Origin of the sequence: Microbacterium sp. VKM Ac-2870 (genome assembly GCF_015350795.1) — a bacterium.
GTDB lineage: Bacteria > Actinomycetota > Actinomycetes > Actinomycetales > Microbacteriaceae > Microbacterium.
Genome location: NZ_JADKSH010000002.1, coordinates 525,746 through 543,356, shown reverse-complemented (window position 1 = coordinate 543,356; position 17,611 = coordinate 525,746). Strand labels below are relative to the sequence as shown.

At 69.2% G+C, this 17,611-nt stretch carries 18 protein-coding genes; 8 read left to right on the top strand and 10 right to left on the bottom strand.

Translation table 11 applies throughout. The features are described from left to right. Positions 1-587: 587 nt before the first annotated feature. The gene (locus tag ITJ43_RS06430; RefSeq protein WP_194582987.1) at positions 588-1,145 is read left to right on the top strand and encodes a type IV toxin-antitoxin system AbiEi family antitoxin domain-containing protein; all 558 of its coding nucleotides are present in this window, start codon (positions 588-590) and stop codon (positions 1,143-1,145) included. Beyond that, positions 1,142-1,993 (top strand): nucleotidyl transferase AbiEii/AbiGii toxin family protein, encoded by an 852-nt coding sequence (locus tag ITJ43_RS06425; RefSeq protein ID WP_194582986.1) that lies wholly within the window; start codon positions 1,142-1,144, stop codon positions 1,991-1,993. Before ITJ43_RS06430 ends, ITJ43_RS06425 begins: the two co-directional genes overlap by 4 nt. Positions 1,994-2,413: 420 nt before the next feature. On the opposite strand, the gene ITJ43_RS06420 is transcribed toward ITJ43_RS06425, so the two are convergent. From ITJ43_RS06420 to ITJ43_RS06410, 3 genes are all read right to left on the bottom strand, one after another. Further along, positions 2,414-3,166 carry an SDR family NAD(P)-dependent oxidoreductase gene (locus ITJ43_RS06420; RefSeq protein WP_194582985.1) on the bottom strand — a complete coding sequence of 251 codons (753 nt, stop codon included), beginning with the start codon at positions 3,164-3,166 and terminating at the stop codon, positions 2,414-2,416. A 108-nt stretch (positions 3,167-3,274) separates the two neighbouring features. After that, on the bottom strand, positions 3,275-3,676 hold the full coding sequence (locus ITJ43_RS06415; protein ID WP_194582984.1) for an arsenate reductase ArsC: 402 nt from the start codon (positions 3,674-3,676) through the stop codon (positions 3,275-3,277). Positions 3,677-3,703: 27 nt separating this feature from the next. Continuing rightward, on the bottom strand, positions 3,704-4,960 hold the full coding sequence (locus tag ITJ43_RS06410) for an LCP family protein (RefSeq protein WP_323741144.1): 1,257 nt from the start codon (positions 4,958-4,960) through the stop codon (positions 3,704-3,706). Positions 4,961-5,101: 141 nt separating this feature from the next. Between ITJ43_RS06410 and ITJ43_RS06405 the strand changes: the two genes are divergently transcribed. Then, positions 5,102-5,317, top strand: a complete 216-nt coding sequence (locus ITJ43_RS06405; protein WP_194583215.1) for a hypothetical protein — start codon at positions 5,102-5,104, stop codon at positions 5,315-5,317. A gap of 39 nt (positions 5,318-5,356) precedes the next feature. Beyond that, entirely contained in the window at positions 5,357-7,474 is a 2,118-nt protein-coding gene (locus tag ITJ43_RS06400) for a bifunctional lysylphosphatidylglycerol flippase/synthetase MprF (RefSeq protein WP_194582983.1), read from the top strand. 15 nt (positions 7,475-7,489) lie between these two features. Here the strand turns inward: ITJ43_RS06400 and ITJ43_RS06395 are convergent, their stop codons facing one another. The 4 genes from ITJ43_RS06395 to ITJ43_RS06380 form a co-directional block, all read right to left on the bottom strand. Then, positions 7,490-8,344: a CPBP family intramembrane glutamic endopeptidase gene (locus tag ITJ43_RS06395; protein WP_323741143.1), complete on the bottom strand. Its 855-nt coding sequence runs from the start codon at positions 8,342-8,344 to the stop codon at positions 7,490-7,492. Further along, positions 8,341-9,645 (bottom strand): MFS transporter, encoded by a 1,305-nt coding sequence (locus tag ITJ43_RS06390; protein WP_416361064.1) that lies wholly within the window; start codon positions 9,643-9,645, stop codon positions 8,341-8,343. Before ITJ43_RS06390 ends, ITJ43_RS06395 begins: the two co-directional genes overlap by 4 nt. 5 nt (positions 9,646-9,650) lie before the next feature. Next, on the bottom strand, positions 9,651-10,403 hold the full coding sequence (gene trmB, locus ITJ43_RS06385; protein ID WP_194582981.1) for a tRNA (guanosine(46)-N7)-methyltransferase TrmB: 753 nt from the start codon (positions 10,401-10,403) through the stop codon (positions 9,651-9,653). A 75-nt stretch (positions 10,404-10,478) separates the two neighbouring features. Further along, the gene (locus ITJ43_RS06380) at positions 10,479-11,330 is read right to left on the bottom strand and encodes a DUF3097 domain-containing protein (protein WP_194582980.1); all 852 of its coding nucleotides are present in this window, start codon (positions 11,328-11,330) and stop codon (positions 10,479-10,481) included. A 174-nt stretch (positions 11,331-11,504) separates the two neighbouring features. Here ITJ43_RS06380 and ITJ43_RS06375 point away from each other — a divergent pair, with 174 nt between their 5' ends. From ITJ43_RS06375 to ITJ43_RS06360, 4 genes are all read left to right on the top strand, one after another. After that, positions 11,505-13,511: a TPM domain-containing protein gene (locus ITJ43_RS06375; RefSeq protein WP_194582979.1), complete on the top strand. Its 2,007-nt coding sequence runs from the start codon at positions 11,505-11,507 to the stop codon at positions 13,509-13,511. A gap of 78 nt (positions 13,512-13,589) precedes the next feature. Further along, on the top strand, positions 13,590-14,327 hold the full coding sequence (locus ITJ43_RS06370) for a PspA/IM30 family protein (protein ID WP_194582978.1): 738 nt from the start codon (positions 13,590-13,592) through the stop codon (positions 14,325-14,327). A gap of 113 nt (positions 14,328-14,440) precedes the next feature. Continuing rightward, positions 14,441-15,253 (top strand): arginase family protein, encoded by an 813-nt coding sequence (locus tag ITJ43_RS06365; RefSeq protein ID WP_194582977.1) that lies wholly within the window; start codon positions 14,441-14,443, stop codon positions 15,251-15,253. Then, complete coding sequence (locus ITJ43_RS06360; protein ID WP_194582976.1) at positions 15,250-15,738, top strand: Fe-S oxidoreductase; 489 nt, start codon at positions 15,250-15,252, stop codon at positions 15,736-15,738. Before ITJ43_RS06365 ends, ITJ43_RS06360 begins: the two co-directional genes overlap by 4 nt. Here the strand turns inward: ITJ43_RS06360 and ITJ43_RS06355 are convergent. Genes ITJ43_RS06355 through ITJ43_RS06345 form a run of 3 tightly spaced genes read right to left on the bottom strand, consistent with a single transcriptional unit; the run spans position 15,725 to position 17,480 of the window. Further along, positions 15,725-16,231, bottom strand: a complete 507-nt coding sequence (locus ITJ43_RS06355) for an SIP domain-containing protein (RefSeq protein ID WP_194582975.1) — start codon at positions 16,229-16,231, stop codon at positions 15,725-15,727. The genes ITJ43_RS06360 and ITJ43_RS06355 overlap by 14 nt on opposite strands. 38 nt (positions 16,232-16,269) lie before the next feature. After that, the gene (locus tag ITJ43_RS06350) at positions 16,270-16,980 is read right to left on the bottom strand and encodes a tyrosine-protein phosphatase (protein WP_194582974.1); all 711 of its coding nucleotides are present in this window, start codon (positions 16,978-16,980) and stop codon (positions 16,270-16,272) included. Then, the gene (locus ITJ43_RS06345; protein ID WP_194582973.1) at positions 16,977-17,480 is read right to left on the bottom strand and encodes a carboxymuconolactone decarboxylase family protein; all 504 of its coding nucleotides are present in this window, start codon (positions 17,478-17,480) and stop codon (positions 16,977-16,979) included. Before ITJ43_RS06345 ends, ITJ43_RS06350 begins: the two co-directional genes overlap by 4 nt. Between the last annotated feature and the right edge of the window lie 131 nt (positions 17,481-17,611).

The following is a 17,611-nucleotide window of genomic DNA, read 5'->3' as shown; positions in this document are numbered from 1 at the left end:
TGAAAATACTGCGATCACGCGTCAACTTTGTTGCATGACCAAGCGTCGCAAGGCGAAGCAAACTGCAGCAAATAGCGGCGCGCACGCATTGAGCACAAACGCCGGCGCGAGCCGACCCGACGTGTCGACGCGACAACCCGACGCTACGCAGGGATCCGCGTTCGGCTTGTCCGGGGCGGGTCGTGTCGACCAAGAGCTATCTCCCGCGCCAGTCGATCCTGACGTCGACGATCGCTCTCCGAGTCAGCCCGTGAAGCCCTCCCCCGCACCTGCCCTTAGGCCCGCGTCGCGGTTGGGGAGACAACACGATTCGAGGCCAGCCGGCCTTCAGCGCCTGAAGGCCCTATCGCGGGAGCTCGAGAAGCTTCACCGACAGGAGCACGCCCTCCTCCGTGAACGCGACCGGCTCATTAAGCAGTTGCGCAGCGAAGGGGAATCGTGGGCATCGCTGTCCTCGCGCACCGGGCTCAGTCGGCAGGCCCTGAGCAAGAGAACGAGCTAATCGGCATGCATCTAGAGGCTGGGACGAAACGTTATCAGATATGCTCAGCTGTAGACGTTTTGTCCCAGGAGATCGGCGGTGGAGGGTGAAGGCGATACCACCTCGCGCGACCACGCAGGACGGTCTGTCGCGGAGCGCGTTCTATCGGGCCGCGAGTGAGGGTCGCTACGAACGCATCGGTCGAGGCATCTATCTCCCCGCCGATGCGGAGGCATCCGACTGGGATTGGATCGAGGCGGCATCCCGTCGCCCTGAGTCGACGATCTGCCTCATGTCGGCGCTCGCGCACCATGATCTGACCGACGCGGTTCCGACGGCGCTGGATGTCGCCATCCCCCGCGGATCCCGCCTCCCTGCAACAGCGGCGGCGATCGCCTGGCACTCTTTCGACCGCAGCACGTTCGAACTTGGGCGCGACCAAGTGTCGATCCCCGGCACTGACCTCACAATCGGTCTGTACTCGGCGGAGCGGTCGATCGCGGATGCCTTCCGATTGCGAGGCGACCTCGGGTACGAGCTGGCCCGGGATGCCCTCAGGGAGTGGCTCCGTCGTGGCGGCAAAGCCGCTGACCTGATCGAGATGGCGACGCGTCTGCCGAGGGCAAAGCGTCCGATCATGCAGGCGCTGGACTACCTCACATGAGCAATGGCGAGGAGATCTTCCGACGCCTCCAGACGGCCGCACGATCGGTGTCTGCGAAAACGGGCGTCGCCACGCCCACCCAGGAATACCTGAACCGGCACCTGATCGAGTCCTTCCTCGAGCGGCTGACGCGCACGGTTCATGGCACGGATTTCGTCCTCAAGGGCGGCATCCTGCTCGCGGCGTACGGAGTGCGCCGGCCGACCAAGGACGCCGACTCCAACGCCATCTCTGTCGATGTAACTGCCGAGCAGCTCCGTGACGTCATCGGCGATGTCGCACGGGTTGTCGTCGATGACGGGGTCGTCTTCGACATCGCATCGACCACCGCGCAGGACATCCGGGAGCACGCCGACTACCCGGGCCTCAGAGTTCGGGTGAAGGCGAGCATCGGGCCATGGCGGGGAGTTCTTGCCTGGGATGTCACCACCGGCGACCCCATCGTGCCGGCGCCGCAGCTGGTGCGGATCGACCGGGTGCTGGGGGAACCGGTCGAGCTGCTCGGCTACGCCCCGGAGACGACAATCGCGGAGAAGGGCGTGACCATCCTCGAGCGTGGCATCGCGAGCACGAGGTGGCGAGACTACGTGGACATCGTCCAGCTCGCGCGCCGAGGCATCGACGATGACGAGCTTCTGCGCTCGTCCCGCGCCGTCGCCGCATACCGAGGTGTCGTACTCGAGCCCGTCTCCCCTCACCTGGAAGGCTATGCCGACCTGGGGCAAGCCAAGTGGGCTGCCTGGCGACGTCGCGAAGGTCTGCAGGGTGTATGCGAGGAGAATCTCGAGGACCAGGTCGCCCTCGTCGCGTCCTACCTCGACCCGGTCTTCACTCGCGGTCCTCGGTAGGGATCTCGCCGCTCGTTCCGCGGGCGTCCGTGACAACATTCTGACAACATTTCACGTGAATATGGCTGAATCCGTATGCATTCGCGTGTCGCCATGACCCCCGAAAATCCGCGTAATTACGCGGATTTTGTCGAAGATTGCAGACGGTCGTCGGAGACGGTTTAGGTTTCCGGTACCAAAGGTCGCAGGTTCGATTCCTGTCGGGGGCACGTGCAAGACACGGGGATCGCGGGGCCTTCGGGCCCCGCTTTTCTGTCTCTCAGGCCTCAGCGTCAGTGCCGGCCAACCACTCGAGCGATAGTTTCAGCGGCATGGACACGTTCACCGCCGCTCTCGTCTTCCAGATCACCGCCGGCGGCGACGCGTAACGACGACGGGCCGGACGGGCCCGCTCCCGCCCGTCCCGGCGCTCGACCCAACTCAGACCGTCGACCACCCGCCGTCGCTCGGCAGTACCACGCCGTTGATGTTCGCGGATTGGTCGCTCAGCAGCCAGACGATCGCCGACGCCAACTGCTCGGCGGTCGCGACGGGCGTCATCAGCGCCTGCATGATCGGTCCGATCCGCCCTGCGGCGTACTCGCTCTTCATCGGCGCCTCGATGTTGGTCGCGACGGCCCCCGGAGCCACCGCATTCGCGCGGATGCCCTGCGGGCCGTAGAAGAACGCCACGCTCTTCGTGAATCCGACGAGCGCATGCTTCGACGATGTGTACGCGACGCCCGACGCCGACGCTCGCAGCGACGCCTCCGACGCGACGTTGACGATTGCGCCTTTGCCGCGCGCGATCATGCCGGGAAGCACCGCCCGAGTGAGACGCATCGGCGCCGTCAGGTTCACCCGGAAGACCCGGTCCCACGTCTCGTCGTCGACCTCGGCCGGCGGGAGAAAGGCGTCCATGATGCCGGCCACGTTCGCCAGCCCGTCGATGCTCGCACCCGCGGCATCCATGATCTGCTCGATCGTCGCGGCGTCGGCGATGTCGCCCGCCACCGTCACCAACTGATCGTCCGGCGTTTCGGCGTGCAACGCTTCGAGCCGCTCGACCGAGACATCGGCGCCGACGACGCGGGCGCCCTCCCGATGCAGCCGCAGCGCGGTCGCCCTACCGATCCCCGATCCCGCCCCGGTGACGATGATCGTCTGTCCTGCGAATCCCGACGCCTGTTCCATGGCTGCTCCTTCGCACGCAACGGCAGCGGCCGGATCGTCGCTGTCGTTCCGACGCTACGCCGATCACCGCACGACCGGAAGCATGCATACCTATGGATCAGTCGAGCGTCACGCCAGGCTCGAAATCAGCTCCTGCACCCGCCGCTTGATGTCGTCGCGGATGCCGCGGACCACCCCGATCGGTTGGCCCGCCGGGTCGTCGAGCTGCCAGTCCTCGTACCGCTTTCCGGGGAAGATCGGGCACGCATCGCCGCAGCCCATCGTGATGACGACGTCGGCCTGACGTACGGCATCCGTCGTCAGAATCTGGGGCGTCGCGGCCGACAGGTCGATGCCTTCCTCGGCCATCACCGCCACAGCTGCGGGGTTGACCGCGTTGCCCGGCTCACTGCCGGCGGAGAACACGTCGATGCGGTCGCCGGCGAGCTCTCGCAGGTAGCCCGCAGCCATCTGCGAGCGACCCGCGTTGTGCACACAGACGAAGAGGACGGCGGGATTGGGATCGGTCACGATTTCTCCAGGGGGCGATGGCGCGAGTCAGTTCACGCAGGGTATCGCGCCCGAGATCATCGGCTGCTGCGAGTCGGTATAGGTCTGCGGTGTCGGCGAGCCGGACGGTGCGGGCGACGACCCGTCGGAGGGGGAGACGGGCGCGTCGGTCGCGGCATCCGTGGGGGCATCGCTAGGCGCGGCCGTCGGCGTCGGAGGGTTCATCAGGTCGCGCATGATCTGCGCGACCTTGTCCTGATCGACGATGTTGACACTCTCGCCGTCCTTCATACCGAACCGCTCGACCGGAAGCGTCTGGAAGGTGATGGCACCACCGGCGAGGCGCTGCGCGGTGCTGGCCAGGCTCAGCAGGTCGAAGCCCTGATCGATCGCGACGTACTGCTTCGCGGTGTCGATCAGCGAACGCATCGTGCCGAAGTTGGTGAACGTCTGCGCATCCTTGAGCTTGACGGCCAGCGACACCATGAACGCCTGCTGGCGACGCGTGCGGTCGAGGTCGGTCAGGTCGAAGTCGTCGTACTGGGTGTCGCGGCGCTGGCGGACAAAGGCCATCGCCTGCGCGGCGTCGATCTGCTGCACACCGGCAGCGAAGTTCGCCCCCGAATACGTGTCAGCGGTCGCGTGGTTGAGGCACACCGTGATCGGCTGCACCGCCTGCGCCACCCGGTAGAAAGCCGCCATCGTCACCTCGACGAAGTGGTCGATGGGAACGCCGCCCAGAAACGACGACACCGTCTGGATCTGCGCCTGACGTGCCGCGTCGCGGGCCTGCTGATAGGCCGTCGCGTCGTCGGTGCCCTTCGCCGTCAACTCGTCGTACGTCGCCGAGAAGGTGCGGCCGTAGTCTTCCTTGATCTTGCCCTTCGAGACCCCATCGGGAGAGTTCGAATAGTCGACGTAGTCGTCTCGCGGAATCGACACGCCCACGGCCTGGCCTCCGCCGGCGGGGATGTGGATGTAGATGAGCACGTTGGTGTTGTAGCCGCCGACGCTCTCGTCCTCCGCGTGGATCGCGTCGTAGATCTCCTGCGGGTAGGGCTTGCCATCCTGATCGACACGGCTGTCGAGGCCCATCACGAGGATGTTGACCTCCCCGGTGTTCTGCGGAACGCCGGGGCTGGCGGAGGGCATCGCGATGTCGGAGCGATGGATGCCGTTCAGATCGGAGGCCACCACGGCCACGACGGCGATGACCACCGCGACGAGAGCCGCGAGTATCCCCACCACGATGCGGCGACGCCGGATCTTCACGCGGCGCGACACGGGACGAGACGAATCAGACACCGATCGATGCTGACAGGACGAACCTATCCCCGGGGTGTGAACCGCCGGGGAGAGGCCACCTCTCAGGAATCATCCTGAAGACGGATGCCGGTGCATCCGCGGTGCGATGTGGGCGCGGCATCCGCTTCGTAACGTCGAAGCATGACCACCTCGAGCATCACCCTCCCCGCCGCAGCCCGCCGCGGTCTCGCGCCGACGCCGCGTACGCCGCGCGTGGCGGGGGTGTCATCGCTCGGCGCGGCAGTGCTGTCGATTCTCGGGAGCATGATCGCGATCGGCATCGCCGCGCTCGGGCTGCTGGTCGTGCCGGTCGCGGCCATCGTCGTGTTCGGTCCGGCGCTGCTCGCGCGGTTCTGATCGATGACTGCGCGAGGCGGCTCCCGGTACGGTGAAGGAATGACGGAGACAGCCCCTGCCGCCTCCCCCGACCCCGCCGCCGCATCGGTCGCCGTCGCCGATCGGGCGCACGTCATCCTGCACGTCGCGCGGCACCTGCCGGCCACACTGATCACGGTGCTCGCCGTGCTCGTCATCGGCGTGCTGTCGCAGGGTCTCTGGGAGCCCTTCGACGAGAGCTCCGGCATGGACATCTGGGCCTACGGCCTGCCGGCTCTCGAGGCGGGCCGCTGGTGGACCCCCGTCACGGGCACCTTCTTCGTCGCCGAACCCTGGCTGTTCGTCCCGACGATCATCGGGTTCATCGGCATGGGCGCCCTCGAATACGCCCGCGGCACTCGCGTCGTGCTCGCCTACTTCTGGATCGGTCAGATCGTCGCCGTGCTCGCCACGTCGCTTCTGCTCGCCGCCCTCAGCGTGTTCTCGGGCTGGGAATGGGTGCAAGACACCGGCGCCACCCTCGACGTCGGAGCCAGCGGCGGCACCTTCGCCTGCATCGCCGCCGTCATCGGTCTGCTCGCCTCGCCCTGGCGCTTGCGCGCCTGGCTCGTACTCATCGCCGTCGTCATCGTCGGCGTGCTGGTGCTCGGCACCGTGGCCGACCTCTCGCACCTCATCGCCGTGCTCGTCGTGCTGATCTTCGATCGCACCCTGCGTCCCCGCCGCGCGACGATCCGCGAGCAGCGACTCATCGCGTTCCTCGGCATGGTGTCGTTCGTCGGCATCGAGGTGATCCTGACGCTCATCCCCACCTACGGACCCTTCGGGACCACCGACCCGCTCTCGAGCGACTGGACCACGACCGCCGTCGACGTCGTCGTCGTTCTCGTGATCGCGCAAGGGCTGCGGCGAGCGCGGCGCTGGGCCTGGATCTGCGCGCTGATCCTCCTCGCCCTCAACATCCTCGCGGCCACACTGCTCGCACTCATCGTGACCCTCGACGTGCGCTTCGACCTCGGCGTTCCGATCGACGGCGAGACGGCGATCGAGATCGGCAGCGGACTCATCGCGCTGGTCCTCCTCATCTACCTCATCGTCGTGCGCGGCGCCTTCTCGGGCGCCCGCCGCACCGCGCTCGGCATCGCCGGCGCCGAGCCCACCGCACAGGATGCCGCAGAACTCATCCGTGCCCACGGCGGCGGCACCCTCTCCTGGATGACCACGTGGGAGGGCAACAGCTACTTCCGCACGAGTACCGGCCTCATCACCTACCAGATCCGCGCAGGCGCCGCCATCGCCCTCGCCGACCCGCTCGGACCGGAAAGCGGACGCGCCGATTCGGTGGCGGAGTTCATCGCGGCATCCGAAGAGGCGGGGCTTGCCCCCTGCTTCTTCAGCGCCGGAACCGCCTCCCTCGACGCCGTGCCGCCCACCTGGCGCTCGCTCGTCGTCGCCGACGACACGATCGTCGATCTGCCCGGGCTCGCGTACACGGGCAAGCGCTGGAATTCCGTGCGCACGACCCTCAACCGCGCCGAGCGTGAGGGCATGACCTTCCGCCTGAGCCACCTGCGCGACGAGTCGTGGGGAATCCGCACCCAGCTGCAGGCGATCTCGAACCAGTGGGTGGGCGAGAAGCAGCTGCCCGAGATGCGCTTCACCCTCGGCACCCTGGCCGAGGCCGACGACCCCGAGGTGCGCATCGCCCTCGCCGTCGACCCGCGCGGCGACGTGCACGGATTCCTCTCGTGGATGCCGGTGTACGGCGAAGGTGCTGTGCGCGGCTGGACGCTCGACCTGATGCGGCGGCGCGACCACAGCTTCGGCCCCGTGATGGAGTACCTGATCGGCAGCTCCGCGACCGCCTTCCGCGACGAGGGCGCCGAGTTCATGTCGCTGTCGGGCGCGCCCCTGGCGCACGAATACCCACCGGAGGCGCAGGGCCTCTCCGCACTGAGCACCCGCCTGTCCGACGCGCTCGAGCCGGTGTACGGGTTCCAGTCGCTGCACCGCTTCAAGAGCAAGTTCCACCCCCGCTACGAGACGATGTACCTGCTGTTTCGCGACGAGGCGGATCTGCCCCGCATCGGTGCCGGACTCACCCGCGCCTTCCTCCCCTCGGCGACGACCCGCCAGTTCGCGAGCGCCGGCCTCGAGCTGCTGCGCGGGGAACGCTAGCGACAGCCGGCACCGTCAGACCAGGAAGATCCCGTCGAGCAGACCGGGGTTGTGCGCGTGCACGAGCACCGCGAACACGACCGCGTCGAAAAGCAGGTGCACCGTCACGACGTAGGCCAGCGAGCGCGTCTTGAGGAAGATGACCGCCTGCAGCAGTGCGAACGGAATCGTGAGCCCCGGCCCCCAGGCTCGGTAGCCGAGTTCCCACAGGAACGAGACGAACACGATCGCCTGCAGCACGGTGGCCAGCGCGACGTGCAGGTGACGGCGCAGCAGGACGAAGACAGTGCAGATGAAGAAGAGCTCGTCCCAGATCCCCACCGCGCCGACGCCGACGAAGAGCCGCGCGATGAGGTTCGGCGTATCGACGACCGGCCAGTTCTGGTACACGCCGGAGGTGATGAAGTAGAACGGCAGCAGTACCCACCCCAGCACGATCACTCCACCGAGCCACGCCCACTGCCAGGTCTTCCACCGGCCGCCCCCGCGCCACGGGAAACGGATCGCGTGGTCGCGGTAGACCCATCGCGACACCGCGTAGGGAACGGCGACCGCGCCGCCGAGCGCGAGGGTGAAGCGCACCATCGAGAGGTCATCGAGCTTCGCGGCCAGCGAGATGGTGCTGACGATCACCATGCCGAGCGCGATGAGTGACAGATCGCGCGTGAGTGAGGGCGCCGATGCCGCGACGCGGCCGCGCTCCAGGGCGAACGCGCTCCCGACGCCGACCGCGAGCAGAGCCGCGCCCAGCAGCGGCTGCAGCAACACGAAGTACGCGGGCGCCGCGAGGCAGACCAGCAGGGCGGGCACGACGGCGCGCGTCCATCGCGCCGCCACAGGGGCCGCCACGGGTGCGGCGTGGGAACTCACGGCGTCACGTCCGTGCGATGGTGCTCTTCGAGGGGATGGGCGATCTCGTCATGGGGCATGCGCGCGAGCCAGATCACCACCAGCGAGAGGACGAACGGGACGACTCCGGCGACGACAAAGATCACCGGGATCGGCACCACGGTCGACAGAGGCCCTGCGAGCGCCATCGAGATCGGCATCAGAGCGAGCGAGACGAAGAAGTCCAGGCTGGAGATGCGCCCGAGCATGTGCCGGGGAACCCGCCGCTGCAGGAGCGTCCCCCAGATGACGTTTCCGTAGCTGAAGCCGAATCCGCAGGCGAAGCCGCTGACCGCCATCAGCCAGTATTGATGGGTGAGGCCGATCACCACGAACGGCAGCGTGCTGACACCCCAGACGAGGGTCATCGCGGTGAGGTAGCGCCGCGGCATCCGCAGCGATGAGACCACGATCGACCCGACGACCCCGCCGACACCGAAACACGCGAGCAGGAAGCCGAACAACCGCGGATCGGCGCCGAAGCGCTCGCGCGTAACGAACGGCAGCAACACCTCCTCGGGCCCCATCGTGACCAGCACCCAGATCGTCGCGAACAGCAGGGTCCACAGCAGCCACGGCGTCCGCACGGTGAAGGAGACGGCTTCGACGAGGTCGTGACGGATGCTGCGTGCCGTCGCCGAGACGTCGCCGCCGGCATCCGCAGACATCGCGGCGGGCTCGGGGCGCAGGAACAACAGCAACACCAGCGCAAGTGCGTGCGCGACGAGCACGGCGATCGCCGCCTGGCTCGGAATGAGGGCGGCCAGCAACAGCCCCGCCATCGCGGGTCCGGCGGCCTGCTGCAGCGCGGGGCGTACTGCCCCTTCGAGGCCGTTGGCCGGCAGCAGGTGCTCCGTCGGCAGGATGCGGGGCAGGATCGCGCTGTACGAGGGGAAGAAGAACCCCGCGCCCGCGCCCAGCACGAGCGAGACGAGGGCGAGGTGTCCGATCGTGAGCGCACCGAGCTGCCCGGCGATGATCACCGACCCGATCGCGAGCACGTTCGCCGTCTCCACGGCGCGCAGGATCAACCGACGCGGCAGCCGGTCGGCGGCGATGCCGCCCGGGATGGCGCAGGCCAGCAGCCCGACAGCATTGGCGGCCGCGACGATCGACAACTGCACCGGATCGTCGCTGATGCGGATGACGGCATAGACCATGACGACCGCCCACATCCCGGCGGCCGAGATCGACAGGACGACCGCACCGAACAGGATGCGGAAGTCGCGGTGCACGAGCGGGCGAAGCGCCCGCCACCGGTCGCGCTCAGGCGAGGGCGGCACGGTGTTCACGTCCCGGCATCCGCGGATCGCGGCATGCGGCGGTAGACGAGGTCGCGGATCGCGCGCCCCTTCGCGAGACCCTTGCGCTCGAACGCGGTCATGACGCGCCCGTCGAACCGCGGCGCCCACTCCCCCTCGAACGCGGGGGCGAAGGCATCGGCGGCGCGGAGGACGTCACGCATCTGCTTGGCGTAGTCCTCCCAGTCGGTCGCCAAGCGCAGCAGGCCGCCGTCGCGGAGCGCCTGCGCGGCGAGCGGCAGAAACGGCGGCGCGATCAGACGCCGCTTGTTGTGCTTGGACTTGTGCCACGGATCGGGGAAGAACACCCAGATCTCGTCCACGCTGCCCGCGGGCAGCAGATGCTCCAGCACCTCGGGAGCGTTCGCCTCCACGAGCCGCAGATTGCTGATGCCGGCACGATGCGCGTCGAGCATGGTGCGCGCCAGGCCCGCCCGGAACACCTCGACCGCGAGGAAGTCGGTGTCGGGCGTGCGAGCGGCGGCCTCGACGATCGCGTGGCCCTGTCCCGAGCCGATCTCCACGACGAGCGGCGTCGTACGGCCGAACACGGCCGTCGGGGTGATCGACGCGCCCGGCAGAATGCTCGTCTCGGCCTCATCGCGCGGCACATCCAACAGGAACACCGGCGACAGCTCGGCCCAGGCACGCTCCTGGCCGTCACTCATTCGTCCGCCGCGGCGGACGAATGAGACGGGCTTGTCGCGAAAGCGCGGGGCAGTCTCTGGCTCGTGCGGCATCCGACCAGGCTACCCGGGCCTCACAGACGCGCCTGGTCAGCCCGCGGATGCCCGGTGTCGACCCGGGACGCCCGATCAGGTCGTGACGAAGTCGATGAGTTCTTCGACGCGGCCGAGCAGGGACGGATCGAGGTCGCGATAGGTGTGCACGGCGCCGAGGATCCGCTGCCAGGTGCGGGCGATGTCGGCCTGATCGTGCGCCGGCCAGCCGAGCGCGTGGCTGACGCCGACTTTCCACTCGATGCCCCGCGGCACGTCGGGCCACGATGGGATGCCGAGGGCTTGCGGCCGGACGCACTGCCAGACGTCGATGTGGGGGTGGCCGACGATGCGCACGTGCGCACCGTGCGGACCACGCGCCACCGCGTCGGCGATACGCGACTCCTTCGAGCCCGGCACAAGATGGTCGACGAGCACGCCGTAACGCCGTCCCGGCCCCGGCGGTTCGTCGCGGAGCACCGACTCGAGCAGGTCGACGCCCTGCAGATACTCGACGACGACGCCCTCGACGCGCAGGTCGTCGCCCCACACCTTCTCCACCAGCTCGGCGTCGTGGCGGCCCTCGACGAGGATGCGGGAGGCGCGGGCCACCCGTGCTCGTGAGGTGTCGGCAGCAAACGAGCCCGATGCCGTGCGTCGTGGGCCCGTCGGCGCGGCGGCTTTGGGCGCTTCGAGCACGACGGCGGCGCCGTCGACGAGGAACCCGCCGCCGAGTGGGAAGAGGCGCCGACGTCCGTGGCGGTCCTCGAGTTCGACGTGCCCGGACTGCACGCTGGTGACGGCACCGCAGAAGCCGTCGCCGGCCACCTCCACGACGAGGTCGCCGGTCGCTGCCACTCTGGGCACGGCCGTGCGCCCGGCATCCTTCCAGCCGGTAGCCAGCACATCCGCCCCGTACCGGTCGGGGCCGAATCCTTCGTCGATCATGGTTCCTCCGAAGGCGACACCTTACCGGGCCGACGGGGCAGGGCGAGCACGCCGAGCCGCGGGCGCTGAGACCCACGGCGAGCCCGCAGGCCGCCTATCCTCTGCTCAGTTTCGGGGCATAGGATCGGCGGGAGGGCGCGAGGAACCCGCACCTCGCGCAGGGGAGGAACACGCATGCGTGCGCGTCTGTGGCTGGCTCTGACGGCGGCAGCGGCGATCGTCCTCGGAGGCGCCGCCGTCGCTGTCGCAACGGGGCCGGTCGCGCTCAGTTCGTCGCGCGTCGTCGATCAGTCGGGAGTTCTCTCCGGCGCCCAGATCTCCGAAGTCGACACCCGGCTGCGCGCGCTCACCGCCAGCTCCGGCGTCGACATGTGGGTCGCCTACGTGCCTCAGTTCACCGATCCGTCGTCTCCAGAGGAATGGGCGAACCAGACCGCGCAGAACAATGGGCTCGGCCCGCATCAGTATCTTCTGGCGATTTCGACCGACGGTCGTCAGTACTACCTGTCGGGCTATTCGGCCGGTCCCGTCACCGGTGATGAGCTGACCACCATCGAACAGCAGCGGGTGCAGCCCGCCCTCAGCTCAGGCAACTGGGTCGGCGCGGCCACATCCGCCGCCGACGGCTTGGCCGACGCGATCGCGGGAGGCACGGGGGCGGCGACCACGCCCGGCGGCGCGCTGCTCGTGCCGATTCTGCTCATCGTGGTGCTCGTGGCTCTGGCCGCCCTCGTGGTCTGGATCGTCCTGCGCTCGCGCCGTCGGGGGCGTCAGACCAACGACGCGAGCGGAGGCTCGGCGGACGCACCGCAGGAGAGTATCGACGATCTCTCGCGCCGGGCCTCGTCCGCGCTCGTGCAGACAGACGATGCCGTGAAGACCAGCGAACAGGAGCTGGGCTTCGCACGCGCCCAGTTCGGCGACGACGCCGCCCGCGAGTTCGAGACCGCGCTCGCGAGCGCGAAGACTCAGCTCGACGAGGCATTCTCACTGAAGCAGCGGCTCGATGACGCCGAGCCCGACAGCGAGAGCGATGTCCGCACCTGGACCACCCGCATCATCGAACTCTGCGACGCCGCCAACGCGCAGCTCGATGAGAAGGCCGCCGACTTCGCCGAACTGCGCCAGCTGGAGCAGAACGCTCCCGAGGCGCTCGTGCGCATCCAGCAGCTGCGTGCCACCGTCGGCGCCGAACACGACGCTGCGGCGGCCGCCCTCGCAGGTCTGCAGGGCTCCTATGACCCGCGTGCGCTTGCACCGATCGCCGACAACCCCGAGCAGGCGCAGCAGCGGCTCGACTTCGCCGACACGCAGGTGCGCGCCGCGCAGGAGCAGATCGGCGCCGGAAAGGCCTCCGCAGCCGCGGTGAGCATTCGCGCCGCCGAGGATGCCGTCGGCCAAGCCCAGGTTCTGCAGAGCGCGATCGGCCGGCTCGGCGCCGACCTCGCGCAGGCCGAGACCGACGCGGCCGCCCTCATTGGCGAACTCGAGTCCGATATCGCGGCGGCCACGGCGCTGCCGGATGCCGACGGACGTCTCGCGCCGGTGATCGCCGCCACCCGTGAGCAGGTGGATGCCGCACGGGCTCTCACCATGGGAACCGCCAAGCGGCCGTTGTTCGCACGCGACAGCCTCGACCGCGCCAACGCCCAGATCGACGCGGTGCTCGCGGGCGTTCGCGATGCCCAGCAGCAGGCCGCCCGAGCCGCCCAGCAGCTGGGCGCGATAATCGCACAGGCGCGGGGCGAGATCTCCGCCGCAGAGGACTTCATCTCCTCGCGCCGCGGCGCGGTCGGCGCCGAAGCGCGCACGCGACTGGCCGAGGCGGGGGCATCGCTGGTGCAGGCCCGCCAGCTCGAGCAGAGCGACCCCGCACAGGCGCTGCCCGCTGCCCAGCGCGCACACGAGTTGGCGACGCGCGCCATGCAGGCCGCCCAGAACGACGTGGGCGTCTTCCAGGGCGGCATGTTCGGCGGGTCGGCCCCGCAGCGCGGAGGCGGAGGCGACATGATGGGCGCCATACTCGGCGGGATCGTCATCAACTCGCTCCTCGGCGGAGGCGGCCGTGGCGGCGGAAGCCGCGGAGGCGGCTTCGGCGGCGGTGGATTCGGCGGCGGCATCTCCCCCGGTGGCTTCGGCGGCGCCGGCAGCCGCTCCCGCCGTGGAGGTGGACGCTTCTGACTCGGCATCCGATCGACCGCCGCACACGCACGACCTCGCACGCAGTCCCCGCAGTTTCCCGTTAGGAAAGGAAAAACGATGGCAAAGCAGTCCATCTTCGGCCGCATCTCGACCCTCATGAAGGCGAACATCAACGCGATGCTCGATTCCGCCGAAGACCCGCAGAAGATGCTCGACCAGCTGGTGCGCGACTACACCAACTCGATCGCTGATGCGGAGTCGGCGATCGCCGAGACCATCGGCAACCTGCGTCTGCTCGAGCGCGACCATGAAGAGGACGTCCGCGCGGCGGCCGAGTGGGGAAACAAGGCCCTCGCCGCCAGCCGCAAGGCCGACGAGCTGCGCGCGGCCGGAAACGCGACGGATGCCGACAAGTTCGACAACCTCGCCAAGATCGCGCTGCAGCGCCAGATCGGTGAGGAGAACGAAGCGCGGGCCGTGCAGCCCACGATCACGTCGCAGACCGAGGTCGTCGACAAGCTCAAAGACGGTCTCAACGGCATGAAGCAGAAGCTCGAGCAGCTGAAGGCCAAGCGCAGCGAACTGCTCGCGCGTGCCAAGACCGCCGAAGCGCAGACCAAGGTGCACGACGCCGTGAAGTCGATCGACGTCCTCGACCCGACGAGCGAGCTCGGCCGCTTCGAGGACAAGGTGCGCCGCCAGGAGGCGCTCGCCGCCGGCAAGGCGGAGCTCGCGGCATCCAGCCTGGATGCCCAGTTCAACGAGCTCGAAGACGTCGGTGAGCTCACCGAGGTCGAGGCACGCCTGGCCGCTCTGAAGACCGGCGGCACCGCGTCGCCCGCAATCGAGCAGTAAGACCACCGCCCGCCGTCCCGAGAGATCCCGGCTGCTGCCGTTCTCTCGGGACGAGGGGTGTCACCGCGGAACGTTGCGCCGCGGTGGGTGTTTCGCGATGGAAAGAAGGCGTCATGACCCGTTTCGTGGTGGTCCCCCAGTGGCAGGGCTCCCCCGCTGCCCGCGCGATGCTGCTGGTCGACGGCGCCGACGCGATCGCCGGCGACCTGCCCCGCACCGCGACCACGCGCGTGGAGGTGCCGGCCGAGGCCGGTGAATCGCTCGAGACCGGCATCCGCCGTTTCAGCGCGCTGACGCGGGTCGCCGATGCGCTGACCGCGGTGCTCGCCACCGATGACGAGCCCGCGCTCGTCATCGGTGGCGACTGCGGCGTCGCGGTGCCCGCGATCGCGCACGCGGCCGCCGCACACCCGACGCTCGCCGTCGTGTGGTTCGACGCCCACGGTGATCTGCACACCCCCGAGACCTCGCCGTCCGGAGCCTTCGGCGGCATGGCGCTGCGCGCCACGTGGGCGGCCACCCCGGTGCCCGGCAGCGGCGCACTCGCGCTCGACCGCGCGGTGCTCGTGGGCGCCCGCGACCTCGACGTCGCCGAAGCCGCGTACCTCGCGACCAGCGGCCTGCACACCATCGACGTGGATGCCGCGGCCGACCCCGCCGCGCTCGTCGAGGCGGTCGCCGCCACCGGCGCCGAGGCGATCTACATCCACGTCGACCTCGACGTTCTCGATCCCGCCGTGCTCACCGCGGTCGCCCTCCCCACCCCGTTCGGGCTCACCCTCGAGCAGCTGACCGCCGCGATCGCCGCGGCGCGAGCCCGTCTGCCGCTCGTCGGTTCCTCGATCTCCGGCTTCGTGCCGGCGTCGCCCGCGGCCGCCGCCGACGATCTCGGCACCATCCTGCGCATCGTCGGAGCCCTCGCGTGATCGCGACGCCTCCGGCCGGCTGGCAGCAGCGGGCCGCGCGCGCCGTCGCGCGCGGGCGGCGCCTCGACAGGGCCATCCCCGGCCTCCTCCTGGATTCCCCTGTCAGCGTCGCCGGCTACCTGTGGGGTACGACCGTCGGCTGGCTGTGGGGCTCGCTCTGGTCGACGGGGCGCATCGAACGCCGCGAAGGACTCTGGATCTTCACGGGCATGCCGTCGTGGACGTTCGGACGCGGCGGCGTGTGTGTGGGGGGATGCTTCCTCACCGATTCGCCGCGCATCGACGACGCCGTGCTGCGCCACGAAGCGGTGCACGCGCGGCAGTGGCGGCGATACGGGTTCCTGATGCCGCTGCTGTACCTCATCGCGGGACGCAACCCGTTGACGAACAGATTCGAGATCCTCGCGGGTCTCGAAGACGGCAACTATGTACCACGCGGTTCGTCGGCACCGCCGGCGCCGCGGGCCGGGGTCAGCGCACGCTGACGAGGCCGAAACGCTCGGGCGTGTGCACTGACGAGGGCGCAACGCCGAGGCGCTCGGTCAGGTGATCGAAGATGTCGGCCGTGCCGAGAAAGCCGCCCAAGAGGAAGATGCGGGTGCCGTCGACGCACGCCGCGGCATCCACATCGCCGTCGGAGGTGTCTGCGCAGAGCATCTCGTCAGCCCAGGCCGTCACGGCCCTGCTGAGCGCCAAACCGGGGGCGCAGGCGCGGCTCGTGCCGGGGGCGCCGCTGCGACGCGAACGGTCGAGCCACGTGACCACCATGCGGGCCGGCACCGTCAGCGGAGCAACCCACGTCTCGTCGGGCACCTCGATGAACACGCGACCGGTCGAGCAGATGGGCAGCGTCGCAATGAGCGCCTCGAGCTCGGCCAGCGAGTCCTCGTCCGCCGTGATCAGGTGCTGCACGCGCGCGTGCCGAGACGCCTTGCAGACGGTCTCGTCGTGCACGGCACGGGTCGCGGAGGTCGTCATGATGATCCCAGCATACTCTCGTTAAGGCGAGCCTTACCTCAGCGTGCGATGAGAGCGTCCTCCCACCGATCTATGTCGGCGGCGTCGAGGCCGTGCGCGCGGAGATATCCGGCCGCCGACCCGTAGCGTTCCCGCACGGAGATCAAGAGGTCGCGCATCACCGATGCCGGCGAGCGGGTGGCGAGATCGTCGAGGTGGCGGGCATGCGGATGGATGGCGCGCAGGTACGCCAGTACGCGCGCGTTGCGCTCGGGCGGCAGCATCGCCTCGGTGCGCGCATAGTCGTCGATGATCGCCTCCTCGTCGACCCCTGCCGCCGCCAGCAGCAGCCCCACGGTGACTCCGGTGCGATCCTTGCCCACACTGCAGTGCACGAGCACCGGCTGAGCCGACACCACGGCACGCGCGGCCGCGACGAGCCGGTCGGCGGAGTCGTCGACGAGGCCGCGGTACATCTCGCCCAGCGACAGGTCATCGACGAAGAACGAGGCCGCCGAGCCGAGGAAGAGCGGAATCCGGACGGTCTCGATATCGAGATCCGCCAGGCGGCTCGGCTCGGAGGCCACCTCCTCGTCGGCACGCAGGTCGACGATGCGACGTATGCCGAGCCCGGCGAGCGCGCGGCGCCCGTCGTCGCCGAGTCCGGCGAGGTGGCCCGAGCGGAAGAGCACGTTCTGCCGGGTGCGGGACGCGCCGGCAGGCAGACCGCCGACGTCGCGGAAGTTGAGGGCTCCGGGAACGATACTCATGCGGTACCGCTCCCCGCGCCTCCGTCCGTCTTCTCACCCGACCGCGGCGGTACGGGGTACTTGCCGGCGATCGTGAGGCGATTGAACGCGTTGATGGAGATGAGCAGCCAGCTGACGGCGACGTACTCCTTCTCGGACAGGATGCCGCCGACGCGGTCGTACACCTCGTCGGGCACCCCCTCTTCGTGGATGAAGACATAGCACTCGGCGAGTTCGAGTGCCGCACGCTCACGCGCAGTGAAGATGCCCGATTCACGCCAGGTCGCCAATTGGGCGATGTCATCGGCCGTCAGACCGGCCGCGACAGCGCGATCGACGTGCACGCGCACGCAGTAGGCACAGCCGTTGAGCTGCGAGGCATGGATGAGCACGAGCTCACGCAGGCGGGCATCGATGCCGGCGTCGGCCGCGATCGTGCCGACCGTCTGCGAGAACGCCTCGAGAGCGTCGTAGGCCGGACGGGCCGACCGGGACAGATGGACGCGACGCTCCGTGCTCATGCGCCCAGCCTAGAGCCGCCGCGCCACGATGACGCTGCGTTTCGCCCCACCCCGCTCGCCCAACGATCGGGACCCTGCATCCCTCCGCCCCGGTCGTTGAGCGCGCGCCACAGGCGCGAGTCGAAACGCGG